We start from the raw sequence: 19,482 nt of genomic DNA on the forward strand, positions 1-19,482 counted from the left end.
ACGAATACTAATCGGTCGAGGGCTTATCCTAAACGGCTTTACCGACAGGTAAAGACGGCTTCGGAAGCGTATGCTTCAAACCTTGTGTGCATGACATTCGTTTCGTATCCAGTTTTCAGGGCGCAAGCACTGAACGTTTGGTGATGATGGCGGAGGGGACCCACGCGTTCCCATCCCGAACACGACCGTTAAGCCCTCCAGCGCCGATGGTACTTGAACCGCAGGGTTCCGGGAGAGTAGGACGTTGCCAAGCGCACCCAAGCAGCCTTTTCTGACGCGAGTCAGGGAGGGCTGCTTTGTTGTTGTCCCGAAGGGAAGCATGGCGAGCCATGCGCGAAATAAGCCATGTTTTATTGGCTATTTCGCCCAAAACGGCTGGCCGCCGCGAAATAGCCAGTGAAATCGCTGGTTATTTTTGCGAAACGAACGATTTTGTGGCGGTTGGCGGGAAATAGCCAGCGAAAACACTGGCTATTTTCGACGAAGCGAGTGAAATCGGGCCAATAGGCCATTTTTTATGGGCTATTTTTGGAGATCGTTGCTGTTGTGTCTTGGGAGCCAATGTTGTCCGTATCCGCAAGCGCTGTCAGAACGGTTAGCCGCTCGCCATAACCATTCATCTGCACGCAATGACGTCAGCCATTTTGGCCGGTTCAGGCGTCTTCCGCTCACATGACTGACGACGCAGACGTTTCTCATGCCATCATTCGATAGCAACGTCTCCGAATCGTTTTCGCATCGAGTATTCATCGGTGTCGATGCCGGCATTGAGGCAGGCGTCGATGATTTACGGATGCGAGGAATTATTTCTTGGCGATACCGAGCAGGTAGCCGGCATCCCCGACAACCGTGCCCGCGACGACGATCGCGTCGCCCTGCTTCAGGTCGCCGATCGCCGACACATTGTCCAGCTTGACGTCGTAGACCGTATTAAACGTAATCGTGCGGCCGCCAACATCCGCGCTCAATTCTGTATAAAGCCTTTCCGTCGTTTTGCCGTTCGATTCGTTGATCGTTATTTTCTCCTGCTTTACGGACAAGACCTTCGCTTCCACCTGAATCGGTTCCAACTCGGCGGCAACGATCGTCTTGCCGTCCGACGAAAGCTTTACGGTAGCCGCGATGCCGCTGTGGAAATACGTTTTGTACGCTTGCCCCGTCGACTTGTCGCCGTCGATCCCGACAATATTCGCATCGTCGGCTACGAGCAGCTCTTTTTTCGAACCGTCCGCCAGTACGAGCGTCAGTTTGCCGGTTTCGAAGCTCGTTTCGAGAATCATGCCATACAGTTGGCCATCCGCTGCTGTCTTAGCAGGGAGGAGAATCGAATCACCATCTTTGGACGCAAGCACGGCCGGTTTGTTGACCGGTTCGGCGGCTTCGATCGTCACCGTGGATGTCGCCTCGTTATAGCCGACCTTATTGCCCAGCGCTTCGGCAACCGCCCGGGCCGGGAGGAACACGCGGCTGTCCTGCTCGATCACTTGCTTCGCCGGCACCTCCAGCTCTTTGAACAAGGCGCCATTCTTGTAAATGGCCTTGTCTCCCACCGCCAGTTTGATCGTCATGCCCTGGTGGCGAACCGTGACTGTCTTCGTGTCGCCTTCCCATTGGATGTGATCGTCGTCGTTTGGCACGCCGAGCGCAACCAGCAGATCGCGCAGCGGCATCAGCGAGCTGCCGTCTTCAATGAAAGGAGTGCCGTATTGAAATGCGACCGGTTTGCCTTTCACGCTCATTTTCAAGTCTGCCGCGGAGACGGAGCTTGCCAGCAAAGCAGCCCCGATCAATGCGCCCGCGATCGTGGCGATCCCTTTTTTCATCGTCGTTTCCTCCATTTGGATGAATTGTCTTTCGTCAATTCTGAGTATACAGAAGCGGATTTTACAAACCCCTTACAGAAAAATACACTTATTTTGTAAGGAAGGGGCGGTTCCCGCGGGTCGTATGTTTTTCGGCTTTTGGATATACTGAAAACAATCGGCCGCCGGCGAGCGGCGCATGCCGTCCTCTAATTTGCATTGCCCCTCTTGGCAAATTGAAAAATGATGCTATAATGGTTTTAAGGTCAAAGAAAGTCAAAGTCAACGACTTGGCAGACGGACTTGATTTTTCAACGGTGGGGGATGACGAATGCGAAATGTTTCGGAAATTATCGAACAGTTCCTGAAGCGCAGTTTGCTGCAGAGCGACGCCGGCGTCATTGAAATTCAGCGCAACGATCTGGCGGACCGCTTCCAGTGCGTGCCTTCCCAGATCAATTATGTGATCAGCACCCGCTTTACGCTGGAGAAAGGCTATCTGGTCGAAAGCAAACGCGGCGGCGGCGGGTATATACGTATACAGAAGGTGGAACTGGGCGTAAAGGAAGCGATTCTCGATTCCATCTTTCATATGGTGGAGGATCGGATCGACCAGACGGCTTCGGAAGGCTTGATCTATCAGCTGCTGGAACGGGGACATATTACGGTGCGCGAAGCGAACCTGATCAACGCCGCGCTGCACCGGGACTCGCTGGCGCTGAAGCTTCCGCTGCGCGACGAGATCCGGGCGAAAGTGCTGAAGGCGATGCTCATTACGTTGCTGAGCCGGTAATACGCCCACATTGCGGAGGTGGCTGTTTTGAATTGTCAGGAGTGCGGGAAGAAGCCCGCAACGCTGCATTTTACGAAGATCGTCAATGGCGAAAAGACGGAATTTCACATTTGCGAAACGTGCGCAAGAGAGAAGGGCGAGCTGATTCCCGGTACGGCGGGCGGATTTTCGATCCATAACCTGCTGTCGGGCTTGCTCGATTTCGACCCGGCTTCGGTCGGCGGCGCCAAGCAGCAGACGCTGCGATGCGAGCAATGCGGACTGACCTACGGCCAGTTCAGCAAGCTGGGCCGCTTCGGCTGCAGTTCCTGCTACAAGCATTTCGAAGACCGACTGGACCCCTTGTTCAAGCGGGTGCACGGCAATGTGGTCCATGTCGGCAAGGTGCCGAAGCGGACCGGCGGCAGAATCCAGGTCAAACGCGAAGTGGACGCGCTCAAGAAACAGCTCGCGCAGCGCATCGAGCAGGAAGAATTTGAACAGGCGGCGGAAATCCGGGATCAGATCCGGGAACTGGAGAAGAAGATCGCCGGATTGTAAATGGCGCGTAGCGAAAGGAATGCGTAAGGAGGCATGGAACCGGAGATGGAGACGAATCGATTTACGCATCATGCGCTTAGCGAATGGATGAAACGGGAAGGGCCGGATTCGGATATCGTCATCAGCAGCCGGGTGCGGATTGCGCGCAATCTGCTCGCTTATCCGTTCCCGATGCTGGCGACGAATCAGCAGTCCGCCGAAGTGCTGGAGCAAGTGAGAGGCGTCCTCGACGGCGGCAAACTCGGCGAACTCGGCACATTTTCGTTCATGCCGCTGGCGGAATTGAGCGAACTGGAGAAGAAGGTGCTGGTCGAGAAGCATTTGATCAGCCCGAATCTGGCGGCCGAATCGCGCAACGGCGCCGTGATGCTGAGCGAAGACGAATCGATCAGCATTATGGTGAACGAAGAGGATCATCTGCGCATTCAGTGCCTGCGCTCGGGATTTCAGATCAAGGAAGCGTGGGCCGCGGCGAACCGGCTGGACGATATTTTCGAGGATGCGCTGGAATACGCCTTCGATGAGAAGCGCGGCTACTTGACCGGCTGTCCGACCAATGTCGGCACGGGCATTCGCGCATCGGTGATGCTGCACCTGCCGGCGCTCGTCATGACGCAGCAAATCAACCGCATCCTGCAGGCGATTACGCAAGTCGGGCTGGCGGTAAGAGGATTGTATGGCGAAGGCAGCGAAGCGATCGGCAATGTGTTCCAGATTTCCAATCAAATTACGCTGGGGCAGTCGGAAGAGGAAATTATCGACAACCTGTACAGCGTCGTTCGGCAAATTATCGAGCACGAACGGGCGGCGCGCAGCAAGCTGGCGGAAGAATCCAGTTATCGGCTGACGGACCGCGTCAACCGGTCGTACGGCATTCTGTCGCACGCCGTCATCATGGATTCCAAGGAAGCGGCGCAGCGGCTGTCGGACGTGCGGCTCGGCATCGATTTAGGCATCGTGCAGAACGTGTCGGCGTCCGTGCTCGAGGAGCTGCTGGTGATGACGCAGCCCGGATTTCTGCAGCAATACGCCGGCAAGAAGCTGTCGGCGGAAGAGCGGGACATTCGCCGGGCCCAGCTGATCCGCGAAAGTTTTGGCAACAAGTAGCGGCAACCCGCCGCCAACTGCGTTATAATAAAGTCTATGGAGGTGCTTGACGATGATGTTTGGCAGATTCACGGAACGCGCACAGAAAGTGCTGGCACTGGCCCAGGAAGAAGCCGTGAGGCTTGGGCACAATAACATCGGAACCGAGCACATTTTACTCGGCTTGATTCGCGAGAACGACGGCATCGCCGCCAAGGCGCTGATTGCGCTTGGCCTCGGCTTGGAGAAGATACAGGACGAAGTGGAGGCGCTCATCGGCCGCGGCCAGGAGCAGCCTACGAATATCGCATACACGCCGCGCGCGAAGAAGGTCATCGAGCTGTCGATGGACGAAGCGCGCAAGCTGGGCCATACTTACGTGGGCACGGAGCACATCCTGCTCGGCCTCATTCGCGAAGGCGAAGGCGTGGCGGCGCGCGTGCTCAACAACCTCGGCGTGTCGCTGAACAAGGCGCGCCAGCAAGTGCTGCAGCTGCTCGGCAGCAGCGAAGTGGTATCGTCGACGCAAGGCACGCACACGAACGTCAACACGCCGACGCTGGACGGCCTCGCGCGCGACCTGACGGCGTTCGCCCGCGAAGGCAATCTCGATCCGGTCATCGGCCGGAGCAAGGAAATCGAACGCGTTATCCAGGTGCTGAGCCGCCGCACGAAAAACAATCCGGTGCTCATCGGCGAGCCCGGCGTCGGCAAAACGGCCATCGCCGAAGGCTTGGCGCAGAAGATCATCAACAACGAAATTCCCGAAACGCTGCGCGACAAGCGCGTCATGACGCTCGACATGGGTTCGGTCGTCGCCGGCACGAAGTACCGCGGCGAATTCGAGGACCGGCTGAAGAAGATTATGGATGAGATCCGCCAGGCGGGCAACATCATCCTGTTCATCGACGAATTGCACACGCTGATCGGCGCAGGCGGCGCGGAAGGCGCGATCGACGCGTCGAACATTCTCAAGCCGTCGCTGGCCAGAGGCGAGCTGCAGTGCATCGGCGCCACGACGCTGGACGAATACCGCAAATACATCGAAAAAGACGCCGCCCTCGAGCGCCGGTTCCAGCCGATTACGGTTGATCAGCCGACGCCGGAGGAAGCGATTCAGATCCTGCACGGGCTGCGCGACCGGTACGAAGCGCATCACCGCGTGAAAATTACCGATGAAGCGATCGAGCAAGCGGTGAAGCTGTCCGATCGTTATATCACCGACCGGTTCCTGCCGGATAAGGCGATTGACCTGATCGACGAAGCCGGCTCGAAGGTGCGGCTGCGTTCCTACACCGTACCGCCGTCTTTGAAGCAGATGGAAACGAAGCTCGAAGACATCCGCAAGGAAAAAGACGCCGCCGTGCAAAGCCAGGAGTTCGAGAAAGCCGCGGCGCTGCGCGATACGGAGCAGAAGCTGCGCGAGGATCTCGAGCAGACGCGCAACGACTGGAAAGAGAAGCAAGGCCGTACCGATTCGTCGGTGACGCCGGAGGACATCGCCCAAGTAGTGGCAAGCTGGACGGGGATTCCGGTCAGCAAGCTGGCGGAGGAAGAAACCGAACGCCTGTTGAAGATGGAATCGATCCTGCACGAGCGCGTCATCGGCCAGGACGAAGCGGTCAAGGCGGTCAGCCGCGCTATTCGCCGGGCGAGAGCCGGGCTCAAGGATCCGAAGCGGCCGATGGGCTCGTTCATCTTCCTCGGTCCGACCGGCGTCGGCAAAACCGAGCTGGCGCGCGCGCTGGCGGAGTCGATGTTCGGCGACGAAAATGCGGTCATCCGCATCGACATGTCGGAGTACATGGAGAAGCATTCGACTTCGCGTCTGGTCGGCGCGCCTCCGGGGTATGTCGGTTACGAGGAAGGCGGCCAGTTGACTGAGAAAGTGCGCCGCAAGCCCTATTCGGTCGTGCTGCTGGACGAAATCGAAAAGGCGCATCCGGAAGTGTTCAACATCCTGCTGCAAGTGCTCGAAGACGGCCGGTTGACCGATTCCAAAGGCCGCACCGTCGACTTCCGCAACACGCTGATCATCATGACGTCGAATGTCGGCGCCGAAATGATCAAGAAAAATTCGACGCTCGGCTTCACCGCGGCGATCGATTCCGGACGCGACTACAACAACATGAAGGATAAGGTGATGGGCGAGCTGAAGAAGAGCTTCCGTCCCGAATTCCTCAACCGGATCGACGAAATCATCGTCTTCCATTCGCTCGACGAAACGCACATCGAACGCATCGTGACGCTGATGGCCGACGAGCTGAGCAAACGGCTGCGCGAGTATGACGTCAACTTCCTGCTGACGGACAGCGCGAAGAAGTTTCTGGCGAAGGAAGGCTTCGATCCGACGTACGGGGCAAGACCGCTGCGCCGCGCGATCCAGAAGCATATCGAGGACCGGTTGTCCGAAGAGATGCTGAAGGGCAACATCGAGAAGGGCGATCACGTCACCATCGACGAAAAAGAAGGCGAACTGGTCGTCCTGCGCAACCAGGAAACGGCAACGCCCGCCGTCAAATAACGGCTGAACGAACCACAGGCTGCTCCGCTCTCCGGTACGAACCGGGGGCGGGGCAGCCTGTTTTTGTCCGTGCGGCGCTATCGGCCCGGCACGAGGCGGAATCCGGCGCGCTTCCCCGCCGGCGGCTGTACGATGCGAGTCGGCACGCGCGTCAGCTTCGTCACATCGGTAACTCCGTCGGCACGTTTCGTTACCGTCAGCCGCAAAATCGTTCCCCGCAGTCTGGCGGTATGCCGGGGAAGCTCGGCGGACACAAAATTGCCGAGAGAAGACGCGGCGACCCGGTTTCTGACCCGCCCGCCGGCATCCTTCAGCGCAAACATGCGAATCGGATGCAGCACATGGGGATGGGCGCCCAGCACGACATTGGCTCCGTGACGGAACAATTCGCGCATCAGCCGGATTTGGCCGCGGCCCGGATACGGTCGAAATTCTTTGCCGAAATGCAGGCAAACGACGATCAGATCGGTTCGCCCTTTCAAACGGCTAATGTCCGCGATCATTTTGCCGCGGTTCAGCCGGTTCACTAGCCATGGCTGCGGCACCGGAATGCCGTTTGTTCCTTTCGTGTAAGCGAGCAGGCCGACGCGGATTCCTTTTACGTTCACAATCAGCTTGCGGCGGGCTTCCCCGGCGGAGCGGGCGGTGCCCGTATGCCGGATGCCGTGCCGGTCAAGCACGGTCAAGGTGCGCTTCAAGCCGGCAAGCTTCCCGTCCATACAATGATTATTGGCGGTGCCGAGCGCATCGAAGCCCGCATCCCGGAGCGCCGCGGCGAACCCGTCCGGCGAGCTGAACAACAATTTGCCGGGTGCGCCGCGGAACCGGCTGCCGGCGAACGTCGTCTCCAGGTTGCCGACGGTGAAATCCGCTTTTTGCAAATAGGGCTTGACCTTGGCCAGCATGGGAGCGAATCCGCCTTCCCGCGCGGCTGCGGCGATCATCGTCTTCTTCACCAACAAATCCCCGACTGCAGCGATCGTGATGGTCGTCAATCCCTCCACCCCTTTCCTGCTGTCACTTTATTCGCCCGTCATGCGAAATGCTTGCCGAATGGGCCGCTGCCGCTAGCCCTTTACCGACCCGAGCGTGGCCCCTTGCACAAAGTAGCGCTGCAGGAACGGATACACGACCAGAATCGGCAAAATCGCCACGCACACGGTCGCCATCTTGATCGTTTCCGGCGGCAGCGTCTGGATCACCGCATATTGCGCCGACAAGTCGTTGCTGAGGTTCTGCGACTGGATCATGTTGCGCAGCACGACCTGGATCGGATACAAGTCGCGGTTCGTGATGTACATGATCGCCGCGAAGTAGCTGTTCCAGTGGGTCACGGCATAGAACAGCGCAACCGTGGCGATGACCGGCTTCGACAGCGGCAGCACGATGCGGAACAGCGTCTGCAGGTCGCCGGCGCCGTCGACGCGGGCCGCTTCCTCCACTTCGGCCGGCAAGTTCTCCAAATACGTCTTGACGATCAGCATATTGAAGGTCGACAGCGCCGTCGGGATAATGAGCGCCCAGACTGTGTTGAACAGACCAAGCGCGCGTACGGTCAAATAGAGCGGGATGATCCCGCCGGAGAACAGCATCGTAAACACCATCAGGAACAGGACGGCGGTGCGGCCCCACAGCTTTTTTTTGGACAGGGGGTAGGCGGTCAGCAGCGTCAGCAGCACATTCAGCACCGTGCCGACGACGGTGATCAGCACCGTCACCTTGATCGCCTGCGGCACGACCGGGCTGCCGAAGATCGTGCGGTACGCCTCCCACGTCACATGCTCGGGGAAAACGATGAAACCGCCGTGGCGCAGCACGTCCTTGAACGGCGTGACGGAAACGACGAACACGTAATAAAGCGGGAACAGCGTGGAAAGCGCAAACAGACCAAGCGCGACATAAATGGCGATGTCGGTCGCCCGTACGACGGTTGATTTGCCCAAAGCGGCGGACACAGGCGCTTCCTCCTTACCAGATGCCGGAATTGGTGAATGTTTTGGCGAGCTTGTTGGCGGTGACGAGCATGATCAGCCCGACGACCGATTTGAAAAAGCCCATCGCAATCGGCACGCCGAAATCGAACTGCTCGATGCCGCGGCGGAAAATGTTCGTATCGAGAATGTCGCCGACACTGTACACGAGCGTGTTCAGGAAAATGTATACTTGCTCGAAGCCGGCGTCGAGCACGGTGCCGAGGCGCAAAATGAGCAGCAGCAAAAACACGCCGGCGATCCCGGGAATCGTCACGTGCCAGATTTGCCGCATCCGCCCGGCGCCGTCGACGATCGCGGCTTCGTATAGCTCCGGATTGATCGCGGCGATCGCGGCCAGATAGAAGATGGCGCCGAACCCGGTGTTTTTCCAAATGTCGGACAGGAGCAGCATCGGTCGGAACATATCGGGGTTGGTCATCACGTTGATCTCGCCCCAGTTCATGTCGCGGAACAGGTTGGTAATCAGCCCGGATCCGGGAGCGAAGAACGAAAACACAAGCCCGTACACAATAATCCACGACAGAAAATAAGGACCGTACGTCACGGTTTGCACGACCCGCTTGAACCAGCGCACGCGCACCTCGTTCAGCAGAATCGCAAAGACGACGTCCGGAATCATATTGAAAACGATTCGGTAAAAGCTTAGCAGAATCGTATTTTTCAAAATGTCGAAAAAATCGTACGACGAGAAGATGACGCGAAAATTGCGCAAGCCGACCCACGGGCTGTGCAAAATGCCTTTCGTCAGGCTGTAATCCTTAAACGCGAGCAGGATGCCGAACATCGGCACGTAATGAAAAACGATGTAATACAAGATGCCCGGAACGAGCATCAGATACAGCCAGCGCTGGCTGACGATGCTTTTGACGATCGGACGATAGCGGGCGGAAGAGACAGGCGGGCGCGCCGCAGCGGCTTCCGGTTGCGTGTTCATGGCAGCTCTCCTTCAAGCCGGGCGGCGGGAAGGGCGCCCGGGGGCACCCTTCGAGCCGGAGGCGGATTCTTGCGGTATGGCGACGTTACTTGAAGACGACCGGCTTGCCTTGGGCGGCGCTGATCTGCTCCGCGTAGAAATCCATGATGCCTTTCAGATTGAACTTGTCGAACTCTTCCTGGCGGTATTTCGGCCAGTTGGCGCTGCTTTTGTCCTCGAACAGCATCTTGTTGATCAGCTCGTTGCCGCGTTTGGACAGCGACGGCAGGTCGAGCCCTTCCTTGACCGACAGCGCGGTGCCGATGGACGGCGCCAGCTTGTACTTGCGAATCTGTGCGACGATCGAACGGTCGCGGTCGGTTTCGTTCGGGTCGATCAGCTCGAGACCGATCGCGCTCGGCTCATTCGGCGTAATTTGCAAATACGGCGCAAGGAAGTTGCCATTTTGAATAATATCGCGGTTGTACGCTTCCTTGTTGATTTCGATTTTGTTGCCGGTGCGCTTGTAGTGCACGCCTTCCTTGCCGAAATGCGTCAGCAGATAGCCTTCTTCGCCCGTCAGCCAGTTGAGAATTTCCATCGAGCGTTCCACTGCGGCATCGGACGACTTGGCGTTGACGAGGAACGGGTTGTAGTTGCCCGGATTCGTTTCCACGCCCATGACCGTGTTGTCGCCGAACGGATTGAACGGCACCCAGTTGGCGTTTTTGTCGGACACTTCCTTCGTCTTCTTCTGTATGCTGTTCGGGTTGTTGTCGAAAGCGATGTCGCGGCCCCAGCCGTAGAACACGCCTACTTTGCCCTGGGCGGCCTTGTCCATGACCTGCGCCGGCTTGTTCAGGAACCAGTCCGGATCGATCACCTTCAGGTCGATCAGCTTCAGCAGATCGTCGATCGCCTTGCTCAGATCGGGATCGTATTTGGCATGGCGCAGCACGCCGTTGTCGACCCAATACTGGCTCTGCAGCCCGTTCTTCAGAAACACCGGGAACTCGTAGCTGATCGCCGTGCCGTTGCCGGCCGTCGTGAAGCCGTATGTGTCGTTTTTGCCGTTGCCGTCGGGATCTTTGGTCGTGAACGCTTTCATCACTTCGACCAGTTCGTCGTACGTCTTCGGCACCTGCAGGTTCAGCTTGTCGAGCCAATCCTTGCGGACGTAGTAGCTCCACAGCTGCTCCCGCGGGAACGGGAAGACGGCGCGCTTGAACACGTTCTGCACCTGATACACCTTGAGCTCCGATTCTTTTACCCATTTAAAATAGTTCGGCACTTTCGCCGGCGTCAGGAAAGCGGTGAGGTCTTTGGCTGCGCCGTCCTTGATCAGTTTGTTCGAGTTGACGCCCGGATAAGTGAACAGATCCATCTGCTCGCCGGACGCCAGCTTCAGGTTGATCTGGTTCTCGTACTCCGGCGTGCCGATGTTCGGCATCAGTACGTACTGGAAGTCGACATTGAACTTCTCGTCGATCGTCTTCTTCACGAAGTCGAGATCGCCCGCCGGGAACTTGGCGGTGTTGTCGACTTGCCCGATCGCCCAGACGATCTTGAGCTTCTCCTTCGGCTTGACCGAAGCCGGAGCCGCCGAAGCGGATGCCGCCGGACTGCCGACGGCCGACGGGCTGGCCGACGCTGCAGGCTTGTCGCCGCCCGATGTGCCGCACGCCGCAAGCGCCGTCGTGCAAACGAGCGCCAGCGCCGCGGTTGCCGCGAGTTTGGTTTTGATTGCTTTCATACTGATAATGACCTCCCCGGAAATTGTTGTCGTTCGGTTCGGCGAACGTTCCGCGTTTCTTGTGCCAGCGGCCGTGGGCGCCGTCCGTGCTTTCACCATAACCGGCGCAAGCGGGGCGAACCAGTGTCAATCCGGGTGGACGATTGCACTTTCCGGTAGAAAGACGACTGTCAATTTCGTACACGGCTCCAACTTTCGTACTCCGGGATTTAAAGCAGTTGAGCCCGCAAACGCCCATGCTATAATGGATGTACTTCTTCAGGCGGGAAAATGGGAAACGATCCGGGGGGACGGCCGATGGACGCGAAGAAAGCGGGAAAAACGGGGAAAGCCGGAAAAGCCGGAAAAGCGGATCATGCGATGGCTGCGAATGCGAACCGGACCTATGCCAAGCTGCTGCTGTCGCTTGTCGTTTCCATCGTATCCACGCTGTTTGCCGTATCGATTATTTTGTACGTCAACTTCGAGCGCGTTGCGCTTTCGCACATCAACGACTCGGAAGAAACGAGCTTGTCCCAGACCAGCGCAAGCGTCAAGTTCATGGACGATTCCGTCCGTACGCTGGCGCTGCAAATTTATACCGACCGCAGCATCTCCGGGCCGATCGAGGACACGACCAGCACGCCGGTCGAACTGAGCGAAGCGCTCGAGAAGCTTAACACATACCGTTATATCTCCCCGTTTATTCATTCCATCTACGTTTACAGCGGCAATACCCAAAGCGTATACATCAGTTCGCCCATCATTATGGACGCCATGCAGCGGCTCTCCGACTTCTCCGACCGGGAGGCGGCGGCGCTGATGCAGAAGTACGAAGGCCAGTCGCTGCGCCCGATTCCGCGGCTCATTCCCGGCAAGGCGACGGCCGGCAGCGCCATGCGGCCGGACAGCGTGTTCACGTACGTGATCCAGGATGCGCCGGACGCCGCCGCCGGGCCGAAGCGCGTCGTGGTGGTGAACATATCGGAAGCGTTCATTCGCGAAACGATCAAGTCGCTGGAAGGCGGTTCGCCGAGCGATACGTCCATCGTCGACGCCGCAGGCCGGCTGATCGTCAGCAACAACAACGAGCCGATGCTGACGGATGTCGCGGACCGTTCGTACGTCGAGCAGATTCGCGCGATCGGCCGGGATGCCGGGTATTTCGTCGACCGGGTGAACGGCGTCAAGTCGCTTGTCATTTACGCCACCTACAAGCCGCTTGACTGGACGTTCGTCCGCACGATTCCTTATGCGCATATCACGTCCCGCATCGATCGGATGAAAGAGGCGACGCTGGGAGTCGGGCTGGCGATTCTTGCCGTTGGCGTGGCGGCTTCTTACGTGCTGTCGCGACGGCTCTACAAGCCGATCGGTCGTGCGTTCAGGAGCCTGGAGACGCTTGAGGCGGAGAAGCAGGATGCGCTGCGCGGCATCGTGCGCGGCGCACCGCCGAAGCCGGCCGAGCTGAGCGCGATGCTGGCGGCGTACCGCATCGACCTGGATCCGGCGAAGCCGCTGCGCCTCGTGCTGCTGCGCATCGATCATTACGCCGCGTTCTGCAGCGCCTGCAACGCCGCCGACCGGACGCTGCTGCGTTATGCGGCGATGAACATCGCGCGCGAGCTGTTCGCCGGCTCGCTGCGCGGCGAAACCGTCGATATGGACGGCGACCGGATCGCCGTGCTGCTGCACGACGAAGGCGGCGGAAGCGAGGCGGTCCGCGAATGGGTGGAGCGGCTGCAGGAGGCGGCGGAGGCCTATGTGCAAATGAGTTTGTCGGCGGTCGTTTCGGCGCCGTTCCGGCTGGAGGAAGCGGGCCCGGACATCTACGGGGAAGCCGAGCAGGCTTCGCTGCTGCGGCTCATTCGCGGCCATCGCTGCATCATCGAAATGGAAACGATGGACGACGACGCGTCGGAGCATTATGTGTATCCGTTCCATCGCGAGCAGGCGTTCGCCGAAGCGCTGCTGGCCGGCCGGAGCGAAGACGCCCGGCTGCGCTACGAGGAAATGGCGGCGCGGGCCGCGGAAACGAACAGCTACACGGCGGTGCAGCTGACGCTGACTCATCTGGCGTTCGCCGCCGGCCGCTGCCTGGAGCTGATGCGCAAGAACGGCTCGTTCCTGCTGCCGGACATCCCGTACGGCACGTTCGTGACCGAGTTTCAGCAGATGGAGACGCTGGCGGAAATCAATGCGCACTTCGCGAGGCTGTTCGAGCGGATGGCGGTCAAACCGGAGGAGAAGACCAAGTCGCGGTACGACGAACTGACGGCCAGCGTTATTGCGCTGATCCGCGCCAATTACGGCGAGCCGAACCTGTCGCTGGACAGCATCGCCGATTCGGTCGGCATGTCCCCGGCGTATCTTGGCCGGCTGTTCAAGAAGCTGACGGCCAAATCGATTCCGGACTACATTCTGGAAGTGCGCATCGAGCAGGCCAAAAGCATGCTGGCCCACACAGACGCGGCGATCGGCGATATTGCCGAAAGCGTCGGATTCGCCAACGGCACGTATTTCTTCAAGGTGTTCAAAAAGACGAACGGCGTCACGCCGAACGAATACCGGCAAAGCGTCGCCTCTTCCGCCGGAGCGTAAGCCGGGTCGGCCGGGCTACGGCTCGGGGACGATGCGTTTGCCGAGGGCGCGGCTTACCTGGTTGGCGTAATCGGTCATGACGGCGTGCAGCCCGTAGCGGTCGATCAGTTCCTGGCGGTAGGCCGGCCAATTCGCGCCGCTCTTGTCCTCAAAGATCATTTTGTTGATGAGATCCGTACTCTTCTTCGATAAAGTAGGCAAATCCAGGCCCTCGCTGACACTGAGCGCCGTGCCGATGGACGGCCACTTCTTGTAGGAGCGCAGCTGCCGGACGATGGCCCGGTCGCGATCCGTTTCGTCCGGGCCCACAACCGTAAGACCGAGCGTTTCCGGTTCGTAAGGCGTGAACTGCGCATACAGCGCCAGGAAATTGCCGTTCCTCGCGATAGCCTCGTTATACGCCTCCGGCTTCAGCGTAATCCGGCTGCCGGAGCGGGTGTAATGCTCTCCTTCTTTGCCGTAATGGGTGAGCAGGAAGCCTTCTTCGCCAACCAGCCAATTCAAAATTTCCATCGAGCGGGCCGTTGAAGCGTCGGGCGATTGGACGTTAATCAGAAACGGATTAAAATTGCCGGGATTGTTTTCGATTGTGAACGGTTCGTCCGGGAACGGATTGAACGGTTCCCAGTCGGCGGCGGCGACGCCTGTCGTTTCTTTCGTGCGGCGCAGCAAGCCGTTCGGGTTGTTGTCGAACGCAATGTTCGTGTCCCAGGACTGAATGATGCCGGCTTTGCCTTGCACCGCCTTCTCCAGCGTTTGCGCGGACCGGTTCAGGAACCAGTCAGGGTCGACGACATTCAACTGCAGCAGCAGAAGCAAATCGTCGATTGCCTGGCCTAATGCGGCATCGTATTTGGCCACGCGGAGCTTGTCGTTTTCGACCCAATACGTCGTCTGCAGCCCGTTCTTCAGAAAGACGGGGAATTCGAAGCTGACCGTCTGGCCGTTGCCGGCGGTGGTGAAGCCGTACGTATCGTTTTTGCCGTTGCCGTCCGGGTCGCGGAACGTAAAAGCTTTCATTGCCTCGACCATTTCCTCGTACGACCTTGGCACCGGCAGCTGCAGTTTGTCGAGCCAGTCCTTGCGGATGTAATAGCTGCCGAGCGTCGTGCGGGGGAACGGGAAAGGGGCGCGTTTGAACACGTTCTGCACCTGGTAATATTGCAATTCCTGCTCGTCCACCCAGCGAAAATAGTTCGGCACCCGCTGCTTGTTCAGCCAGGGGGTAAGCTCCTTGACGGCGCCGTCCTTGATCAGTTTGTTGGAGTTGACGCCCGGGTACACGAACAGATCGAGCGGGTCGCCGGCGGCCAGCTTGATGTTGATTGCGTTCTCCGTATCTTTGGCGCTGCCGGTCATCGGCAGCAGCGTAAAATCGACATGAAATTTGCGGTCGATCGTTTGTTTGACGAAGTCTTGTTCGGCCGGCGGCAGCGAGGCCGTCGTCTGCAGGAACGGCGCCGCCCACACCAGCTTGAGCCGCGGCTGCTGGCCGGCGGCCGCGTTCGGCGCCGGGGATGCCGCGTCGCCTGCAGCGGCGCCTTCGCCTCCGCCGGCCCGGCAGGCGCCCGAGACAAGCGCGAGCGCGATCCAGACGGCAACGCTTTTGGCGATTGTGGCCGTGCGAGGTGTCGTATATCTGGTCATCGCGGCTTCCCCTCTTCGTCGTACGGTTGCCGCTTAACGCGAACGGCGGCGGCTTTGTCTACATCTTACCACATCGGAAAGTTTACGTTCGCTACACTTTGTGGGAGGAATCAGCGATAGTCCCTCTTCGAAAAGCCGATGAACGACTGCCATTTTCGTACATGGCTGCAACTTGCGTATTTTTCGCGGGGCGGGTATTGTAGCCGGTTCGGCTCCGCTCCTATAATGAAGACAATTCGGGAAACGACGAAAGGAGTGGGCGGCATGGCGTATTCATTGTCGGTGTTGCATCAAACGGGAGTTCCGCCGTTGCTGGACGGCATCGCCACGCGCGAGGACTGGGAGCGCAAGCTGGCGGGCATTCGCGACACGTGGATGTCTTATATCGGCGGGCTGCCGGAGCGGGTTCCGGTCCGCTATCAAGTGTTTGGGGAAACCGTGCTGGACGATCATGTGCGGATTCATCTCGCTTACGATACGGTTTATGGCGACACCGTTACGGCGTATTTGCTCGTTCCGATCGTTGGCGGCGTACGGGCGGATGCGGCGGCGGACGGCGGGGAGGAGTCCCGGCTGCCGGCGGTGCTGGCGCTGCATCCGACCAACACGACCGGCAAGGACGACATCGCAACGTATCCGGGCAAGCTCAATCGCACGTATGCAGTGGAGCTCGTCGCCCGCGGATACGTCGTGCTCGCGCCGGATGCGCTTACGGCGGGGGAGCGCATTTATCCCGGGATGGAGCCGTTCCAGAGCGGGCCGTTCTACGAGCGGCATCCGGCCTGGACGACCGTTGCCAAAAATATCGTCGACCACATGCAGGGCGTCGATCTGCTGGCAACGCTCGGTTATGTCGACGCGGGGCGCATCGGTGCGATCGGCCACTCGTTCGGCTCGTACAACGCGTATTTCCTCGCCGGCTTCGACAAGCGGATTCGGGCAATCGCCGCGAGCTGCGGCGTCAGCCCGTTCGCGCGCGACCCGAATCCGTGGCACTGGGGCGTCCGCGCGTCGTGGTACACGCATCTGCCGCGAATTACGTCGGACCTGGAGCGGGACGAGGTGCCGTTCGATTTTCACGAAATTATCGCGCTTTGTTGCCCGACGCCTTATTTCAATTATGCGGCGCAAGCGGATCATATTTTTCCCCATTGGCAGTCGGTTGGCGAGGCGATGGTGCAGATTGCCGAACTGTACGAATGGTCCGGCGCCGCGGACCGTTTCGTGTCGATGCTCGGCTCGGGCGGGCACGATTTCCCGCCGCTCGTGCGCGAGATGGCGTATTCGTTCCTCGACCGCTGGCTGAAGCGCGGGGAGTAGGGAAGGCGGCGGGGCTGCTGCCAATGAGGGGGTGGCGAAATAGGCCATTTTTTGTGGCCTATTCCGACCCAAATAAGCAGTCGCCACGAAATAGCCAGTGATTTCACTGGCTATTCGCGTACAAATCGCCGATTGAGCGGCATTCGCCCCCAATAGCCGGTGTTTTCGCTGGCTATTTTCGACGAGGCGTGCGAAATGGAGCGGATAGGCCATTTTTTGTGGCTTATTTTTTTACGCCATCAAATTTGCGCCTATCTGCGCCCATTCACGGCCGCAGATGCTTCTCCAGAAATTGAAACGAACGTTCGCCCCAAATACGGTGCGGGCCGTCGAAATGTTCAATTTCGGCATGGTCCTCCGCACCCAGCCACGCAAACACGCGGCGAAGCCGGGCGTGTTCGGAGGCGACCCATGCGTACGGCGTGACCGGATCGCGCAGCCCGTTCTCCACCATATGCGGCCGGGGAGCCGCAAGCGAGGCCAGTTCGGCATGGCCGATCAGCCGCAGCACGTCGAAGCCGAACATGTCCAGGCAATCGTCGACCGTTATGAACGACAGCGGTGTGGTGCCCGGCCGTTCGATCGCGGTGCTGACCAGCTTGCGGCCCCAGTCGTTGAAGTGGCCCGCAGTGACGACGGCGGCGAGCCGGCGTTCTTCCGCCGCCAGCCACAGGCTGGCATGCCCGCCGTAGGAGAGGCCGTAGAAGCCGATCCTGGCCGGATCGATTTCCGGACGGGAAGCAAGGAAATCGACGATTGCCCGCAATTGCGCGGCTTCCAGCCGGTTCGGCGCGAAGCCGAGCGCGTAGGCGTGTTTCGTCAAGGCGTCGCGAGCCGGATTCCCGCCCCAGCCCCAGGTCATGAACGGCACGAAAACGGCATACCCCTTGTCCGCCAGCGAGCTGGCGAAACGGTAATAGACGCCGCTTCCGCTCCAGCCGAGCGCGTCTTCGGGGCGGCCCATCAGGCCGTGCTGGCAGATGACGGCAGCAAGCCGCGCCGGCGCGCTCCCTGAGTCGCTGCCAGCGGGCGCGTCCGCGCGCCCGGATCGGACCGCGCCGCTCCGCGGAAGCAGCAGGTAGCCGGCCGTCTCTACGCCGGGCAAGCTTTCCAGCACCACCTCGTACGCGTCGTGCGAAGCTCCGCCTTGGGAGTACGCCGCCTTGCCGGTGAGAACGCGCGGCGGCCGCGCTTGCCGAGGCGGCGGCACGGCACCCATCGTCCGCTCGAGCGCTTCCGCAACGCGATGCCGATACGCATCCGGCGTCAGTGCGGACAAGTCGTACCGGTCCTCCTTCTCCCGCAGCGCTTCCGCTTGCAGCCGTTCGAGGAAGTCGACCTTGTTCGCAACGGAGGCCGCGTAAGCGGCTTGCAGCACCTCGGCCAGGGCATCGCCGCCGCCCGGGCCCGGCGCTTCGGGCCGCGCCGGCTCCGTCAGCGGCGCCTCGGTCGGCGATCCCGCGGGCAACGCGTCGGCGCGAACACGCCAATGCGTGACGGCAGCTTGCGCGGCTGCCCCCAGCGCTTTCTCCTCGCGCGCGCACCGTACCACGCGCGTTCCGGTGTCCGGCGTCTCGCGCTCCTCCGCGAACCAAACGGCGGCGCGCGCCGCTTCCGCCGAAGGCGTGGGCCCGTCTTCGGCGAAAATGACCGTGCCCGGCGCCGCCAGCTGCAGCAGCGTCAACAAATCGAACTCGCGGTGGAAGCCCCAGACCGTATTCGAGCGCGCGTCGTCCTGTTGGCGGTCCAGTCTGCCGGCGTCGCCGGCAAGCACGATGGCGGCGGTCCGGCCTGGACGGTGCGCCGCGGCCGCAGCGCCGGCAAGCAGATGGCGGCCGCGGCAATCGACGATCAACGGCACTTCCGCAGCCTCAGTGCCGGCCAGCCGCGCCATTTCGTCCCCGACCGCAAGCAGCTCGGCCGCTTCCATGCCGGCCAGCGAGCCGCCGCAGACGAACGCGAGGTTGTGCAGCAGCTCGTGGTCGGGGTAGGCGAACCATTGCCGCTGCGGATGACCGCGGAAGCTGAAGCCGGTTCCGGCCAGCTGCGGCCGGATGACGGCGAACCCTTGCGCCAGGTAGGCGCTCCGCGCCCGGTCCAGCTCCCCGATGTCCTCGCCGGCCAGCAGCACGGCGCCGGCCGCCGGCCGCCGCCGCGGGCGATACAGCGTCGCCGCGTAACGCAGGCCTCCGGCCGTCGCGACCTCGTAGGCGGCCGCCGTCCAACCCTCGCCTTCGGCGACCGCCAGTCGGCGAGTGTCCGCCGCGGCGCCGGCGAACCGGTCGAAGCCGGTCATCGCCGCCAGCGCCAGCCGCTTCGCGTCGAGCCAGGCGGCATCGCGGCGGCGGACGGCGTCGCGCGCCAACGCGACGCGATCCAATTCGCCGCGCAGCCACTGCAGCGACATCGCCCATTGCTTGGCATACCGGTCGGCGAAGACGGGGTTTCGCCTCCGCTCCTCCGCTGTGAAAGGCTCCGTCCCTGCCAAATGAGAGGATTCGCTCATCGCGTCTATCTTCCTTTCCCGATC

General features: G+C 60.3%; 14 protein-coding genes and 1 rRNA gene. 8 read left to right on the forward strand and 7 right to left on the reverse strand.

Annotated elements, in window-relative coordinates; translation table 11 throughout:
* Positions 1 to 136: 136 nt before the first annotated feature.
* Together rrf and EXY20_RS40360 are read left to right on the forward strand one after the other, a co-directional pair.
* Positions 137 to 253 (forward strand): 5S ribosomal RNA (gene rrf, locus EXY20_RS31855).
* A gap of 76 nt (positions 254 to 329) precedes the next feature.
* A complete protein-coding gene (locus EXY20_RS40360) occupies positions 330 to 455 on the forward strand; it encodes a hypothetical protein (RefSeq protein ID WP_268966446.1) in 126 nt (41 codons plus the stop codon).
* Positions 456 to 803: 348 nt separating this feature from the next.
* On the opposite strand, the gene EXY20_RS31860 is transcribed toward EXY20_RS40360, so the two are convergent.
* Positions 804 to 1,823 (reverse strand): copper amine oxidase N-terminal domain-containing protein, encoded by a 1,020-nt coding sequence (locus EXY20_RS31860; RefSeq protein WP_167859669.1) that lies wholly within the window; start codon positions 1,821 to 1,823, stop codon positions 804 to 806.
* Positions 1,824 to 2,133: 310 nt separating this feature from the next.
* Here EXY20_RS31860 and EXY20_RS31865 point away from each other — a divergent pair, with 310 nt between their 5' ends.
* Genes EXY20_RS31865 through clpC form a run of 4 tightly spaced genes read left to right on the forward strand, consistent with a single transcriptional unit; the run spans position 2,134 to position 6,745 of the window.
* The gene (locus EXY20_RS31865; protein ID WP_135556468.1) at positions 2,134 to 2,595 is read left to right on the forward strand and encodes a CtsR family transcriptional regulator; all 462 of its coding nucleotides are present in this window, start codon (positions 2,134 to 2,136) and stop codon (positions 2,593 to 2,595) included.
* A 27-nt stretch (positions 2,596 to 2,622) separates the two neighbouring features.
* Complete coding sequence (locus EXY20_RS31870; RefSeq protein WP_135556469.1) at positions 2,623 to 3,135, forward strand: UvrB/UvrC motif-containing protein; 513 nt, start codon at positions 2,623 to 2,625, stop codon at positions 3,133 to 3,135.
* 45 nt (positions 3,136 to 3,180) lie between these two features.
* A complete protein-coding gene (locus tag EXY20_RS31875; RefSeq protein WP_135556470.1) occupies positions 3,181 to 4,242 on the forward strand; it encodes a protein arginine kinase in 1,062 nt (353 codons plus the stop codon).
* Between the two features lie 52 nt (positions 4,243 to 4,294).
* A complete protein-coding gene (gene clpC, locus EXY20_RS31880) occupies positions 4,295 to 6,745 on the forward strand; it encodes an ATP-dependent protease ATP-binding subunit ClpC (RefSeq protein WP_135556471.1) in 2,451 nt (816 codons plus the stop codon).
* A gap of 77 nt (positions 6,746 to 6,822) precedes the next feature.
* Here clpC and EXY20_RS31885 read toward each other — a convergent pair whose 3' ends face one another.
* The 4 genes from EXY20_RS31885 to EXY20_RS31900 form a co-directional block, all read right to left on the reverse strand.
* On the reverse strand, positions 6,823 to 7,749 hold the full coding sequence (locus tag EXY20_RS31885; RefSeq protein WP_407944946.1) for a CapA family protein: 927 nt from the start codon (positions 7,747 to 7,749) through the stop codon (positions 6,823 to 6,825).
* 63 nt (positions 7,750 to 7,812) lie between these two features.
* Entirely contained in the window at positions 7,813 to 8,700 is an 888-nt protein-coding gene (locus EXY20_RS31890; protein ID WP_135556473.1) for a carbohydrate ABC transporter permease, read from the reverse strand.
* A 13-nt stretch (positions 8,701 to 8,713) separates the two neighbouring features.
* Positions 8,714 to 9,673, reverse strand: coding sequence for an ABC transporter permease (locus EXY20_RS31895; protein WP_135556474.1), 960 nt, complete (start codon positions 9,671 to 9,673; stop codon positions 8,714 to 8,716).
* An 85-nt stretch (positions 9,674 to 9,758) separates the two neighbouring features.
* Positions 9,759 to 11,405 carry a type 2 periplasmic-binding domain-containing protein gene (locus EXY20_RS31900; protein ID WP_167859670.1) on the reverse strand — a complete coding sequence of 549 codons (1,647 nt, stop codon included), beginning with the start codon at positions 11,403 to 11,405 and terminating at the stop codon, positions 9,759 to 9,761.
* Positions 11,406 to 11,702: 297 nt separating this feature from the next.
* Here EXY20_RS31900 and EXY20_RS31905 point away from each other — a divergent pair, with 297 nt between their 5' ends.
* Positions 11,703 to 13,985, forward strand: coding sequence for a helix-turn-helix domain-containing protein (locus EXY20_RS31905; protein WP_167859671.1), 2,283 nt, complete (start codon positions 11,703 to 11,705; stop codon positions 13,983 to 13,985).
* Between the two features lie 15 nt (positions 13,986 to 14,000).
* Here the strand turns inward: EXY20_RS31905 and EXY20_RS31910 are convergent, their stop codons facing one another.
* Positions 14,001 to 15,632 carry a type 2 periplasmic-binding domain-containing protein gene (locus EXY20_RS31910; protein ID WP_135556477.1) on the reverse strand — a complete coding sequence of 544 codons (1,632 nt, stop codon included), beginning with the start codon at positions 15,630 to 15,632 and terminating at the stop codon, positions 14,001 to 14,003.
* 264 nt (positions 15,633 to 15,896) lie between these two features.
* Here EXY20_RS31910 and EXY20_RS31915 point away from each other — a divergent pair, with 264 nt between their 5' ends.
* Entirely contained in the window at positions 15,897 to 16,952 is a 1,056-nt protein-coding gene (locus EXY20_RS31915) for an alpha/beta hydrolase family protein (RefSeq protein ID WP_167859672.1), read from the forward strand.
* Positions 16,953 to 17,217: 265 nt separating this feature from the next.
* Here EXY20_RS31915 and EXY20_RS31920 read toward each other — a convergent pair whose 3' ends face one another.
* A complete protein-coding gene (locus EXY20_RS31920) occupies positions 17,218 to 19,458 on the reverse strand; it encodes a S9 family peptidase (RefSeq protein ID WP_167859673.1) in 2,241 nt (746 codons plus the stop codon).
* Between the last annotated feature and the right edge of the window lie 24 nt (positions 19,459 to 19,482).

Origin of the sequence: Paenibacillus cymbidii (genome assembly GCF_004764705.1) — a bacterium.
GTDB classification, from domain to species: Bacteria; Bacillota; Bacilli; order Paenibacillales; family NBRC-103111; genus Paenibacillus_AN; species Paenibacillus_AN cymbidii.

Excerpts from the sequence above, each read along its gene's own strand:
- EXY20_RS40360 (WP_268966446.1), top strand. The coding sequence starts at position 330 with ATGCGCGAAATAAGCCATGTTTTATTGGCTATTTCGCCCAAAACGGCT.
- EXY20_RS31860 (WP_167859669.1), bottom strand. The coding sequence starts at position 1,823 with ATGAAAAAAGGGATCGCCACGATCGCGGGCGCATTGATCGGGGCTGCT.
- EXY20_RS31865 (WP_135556468.1), top strand. The coding sequence starts at position 2,134 with ATGCGAAATGTTTCGGAAATTATCGAACAGTTCCTGAAGCGCAGTTTG.
- EXY20_RS31875 (WP_135556470.1), top strand. The coding sequence starts at position 3,181 with ATGGAGACGAATCGATTTACGCATCATGCGCTTAGCGAATGGATGAAA.
- clpC (WP_135556471.1), top strand. The coding sequence starts at position 4,295 with ATGATGTTTGGCAGATTCACGGAACGCGCACAGAAAGTGCTGGCACTG.
- EXY20_RS31895 (WP_135556474.1), bottom strand. The coding sequence starts at position 9,673 with ATGAACACGCAACCGGAAGCCGCTGCGGCGCGCCCGCCTGTCTCTTCC.
- EXY20_RS31900 (WP_167859670.1), bottom strand. The coding sequence starts at position 11,405 with ATGAAAGCAATCAAAACCAAACTCGCGGCAACCGCGGCGCTGGCGCTC.
- EXY20_RS31905 (WP_167859671.1), top strand. The coding sequence starts at position 11,703 with ATGGACGCGAAGAAAGCGGGAAAAACGGGGAAAGCCGGAAAAGCCGGA.
- EXY20_RS31910 (WP_135556477.1), bottom strand. The coding sequence starts at position 15,632 with ATGACCAGATATACGACACCTCGCACGGCCACAATCGCCAAAAGCGTT.
- EXY20_RS31915 (WP_167859672.1), top strand. The coding sequence starts at position 15,897 with ATGGCGTATTCATTGTCGGTGTTGCATCAAACGGGAGTTCCGCCGTTG.
- EXY20_RS31920 (WP_167859673.1), bottom strand. The coding sequence starts at position 19,458 with ATGAGCGAATCCTCTCATTTGGCAGGGACGGAGCCTTTCACAGCGGAG.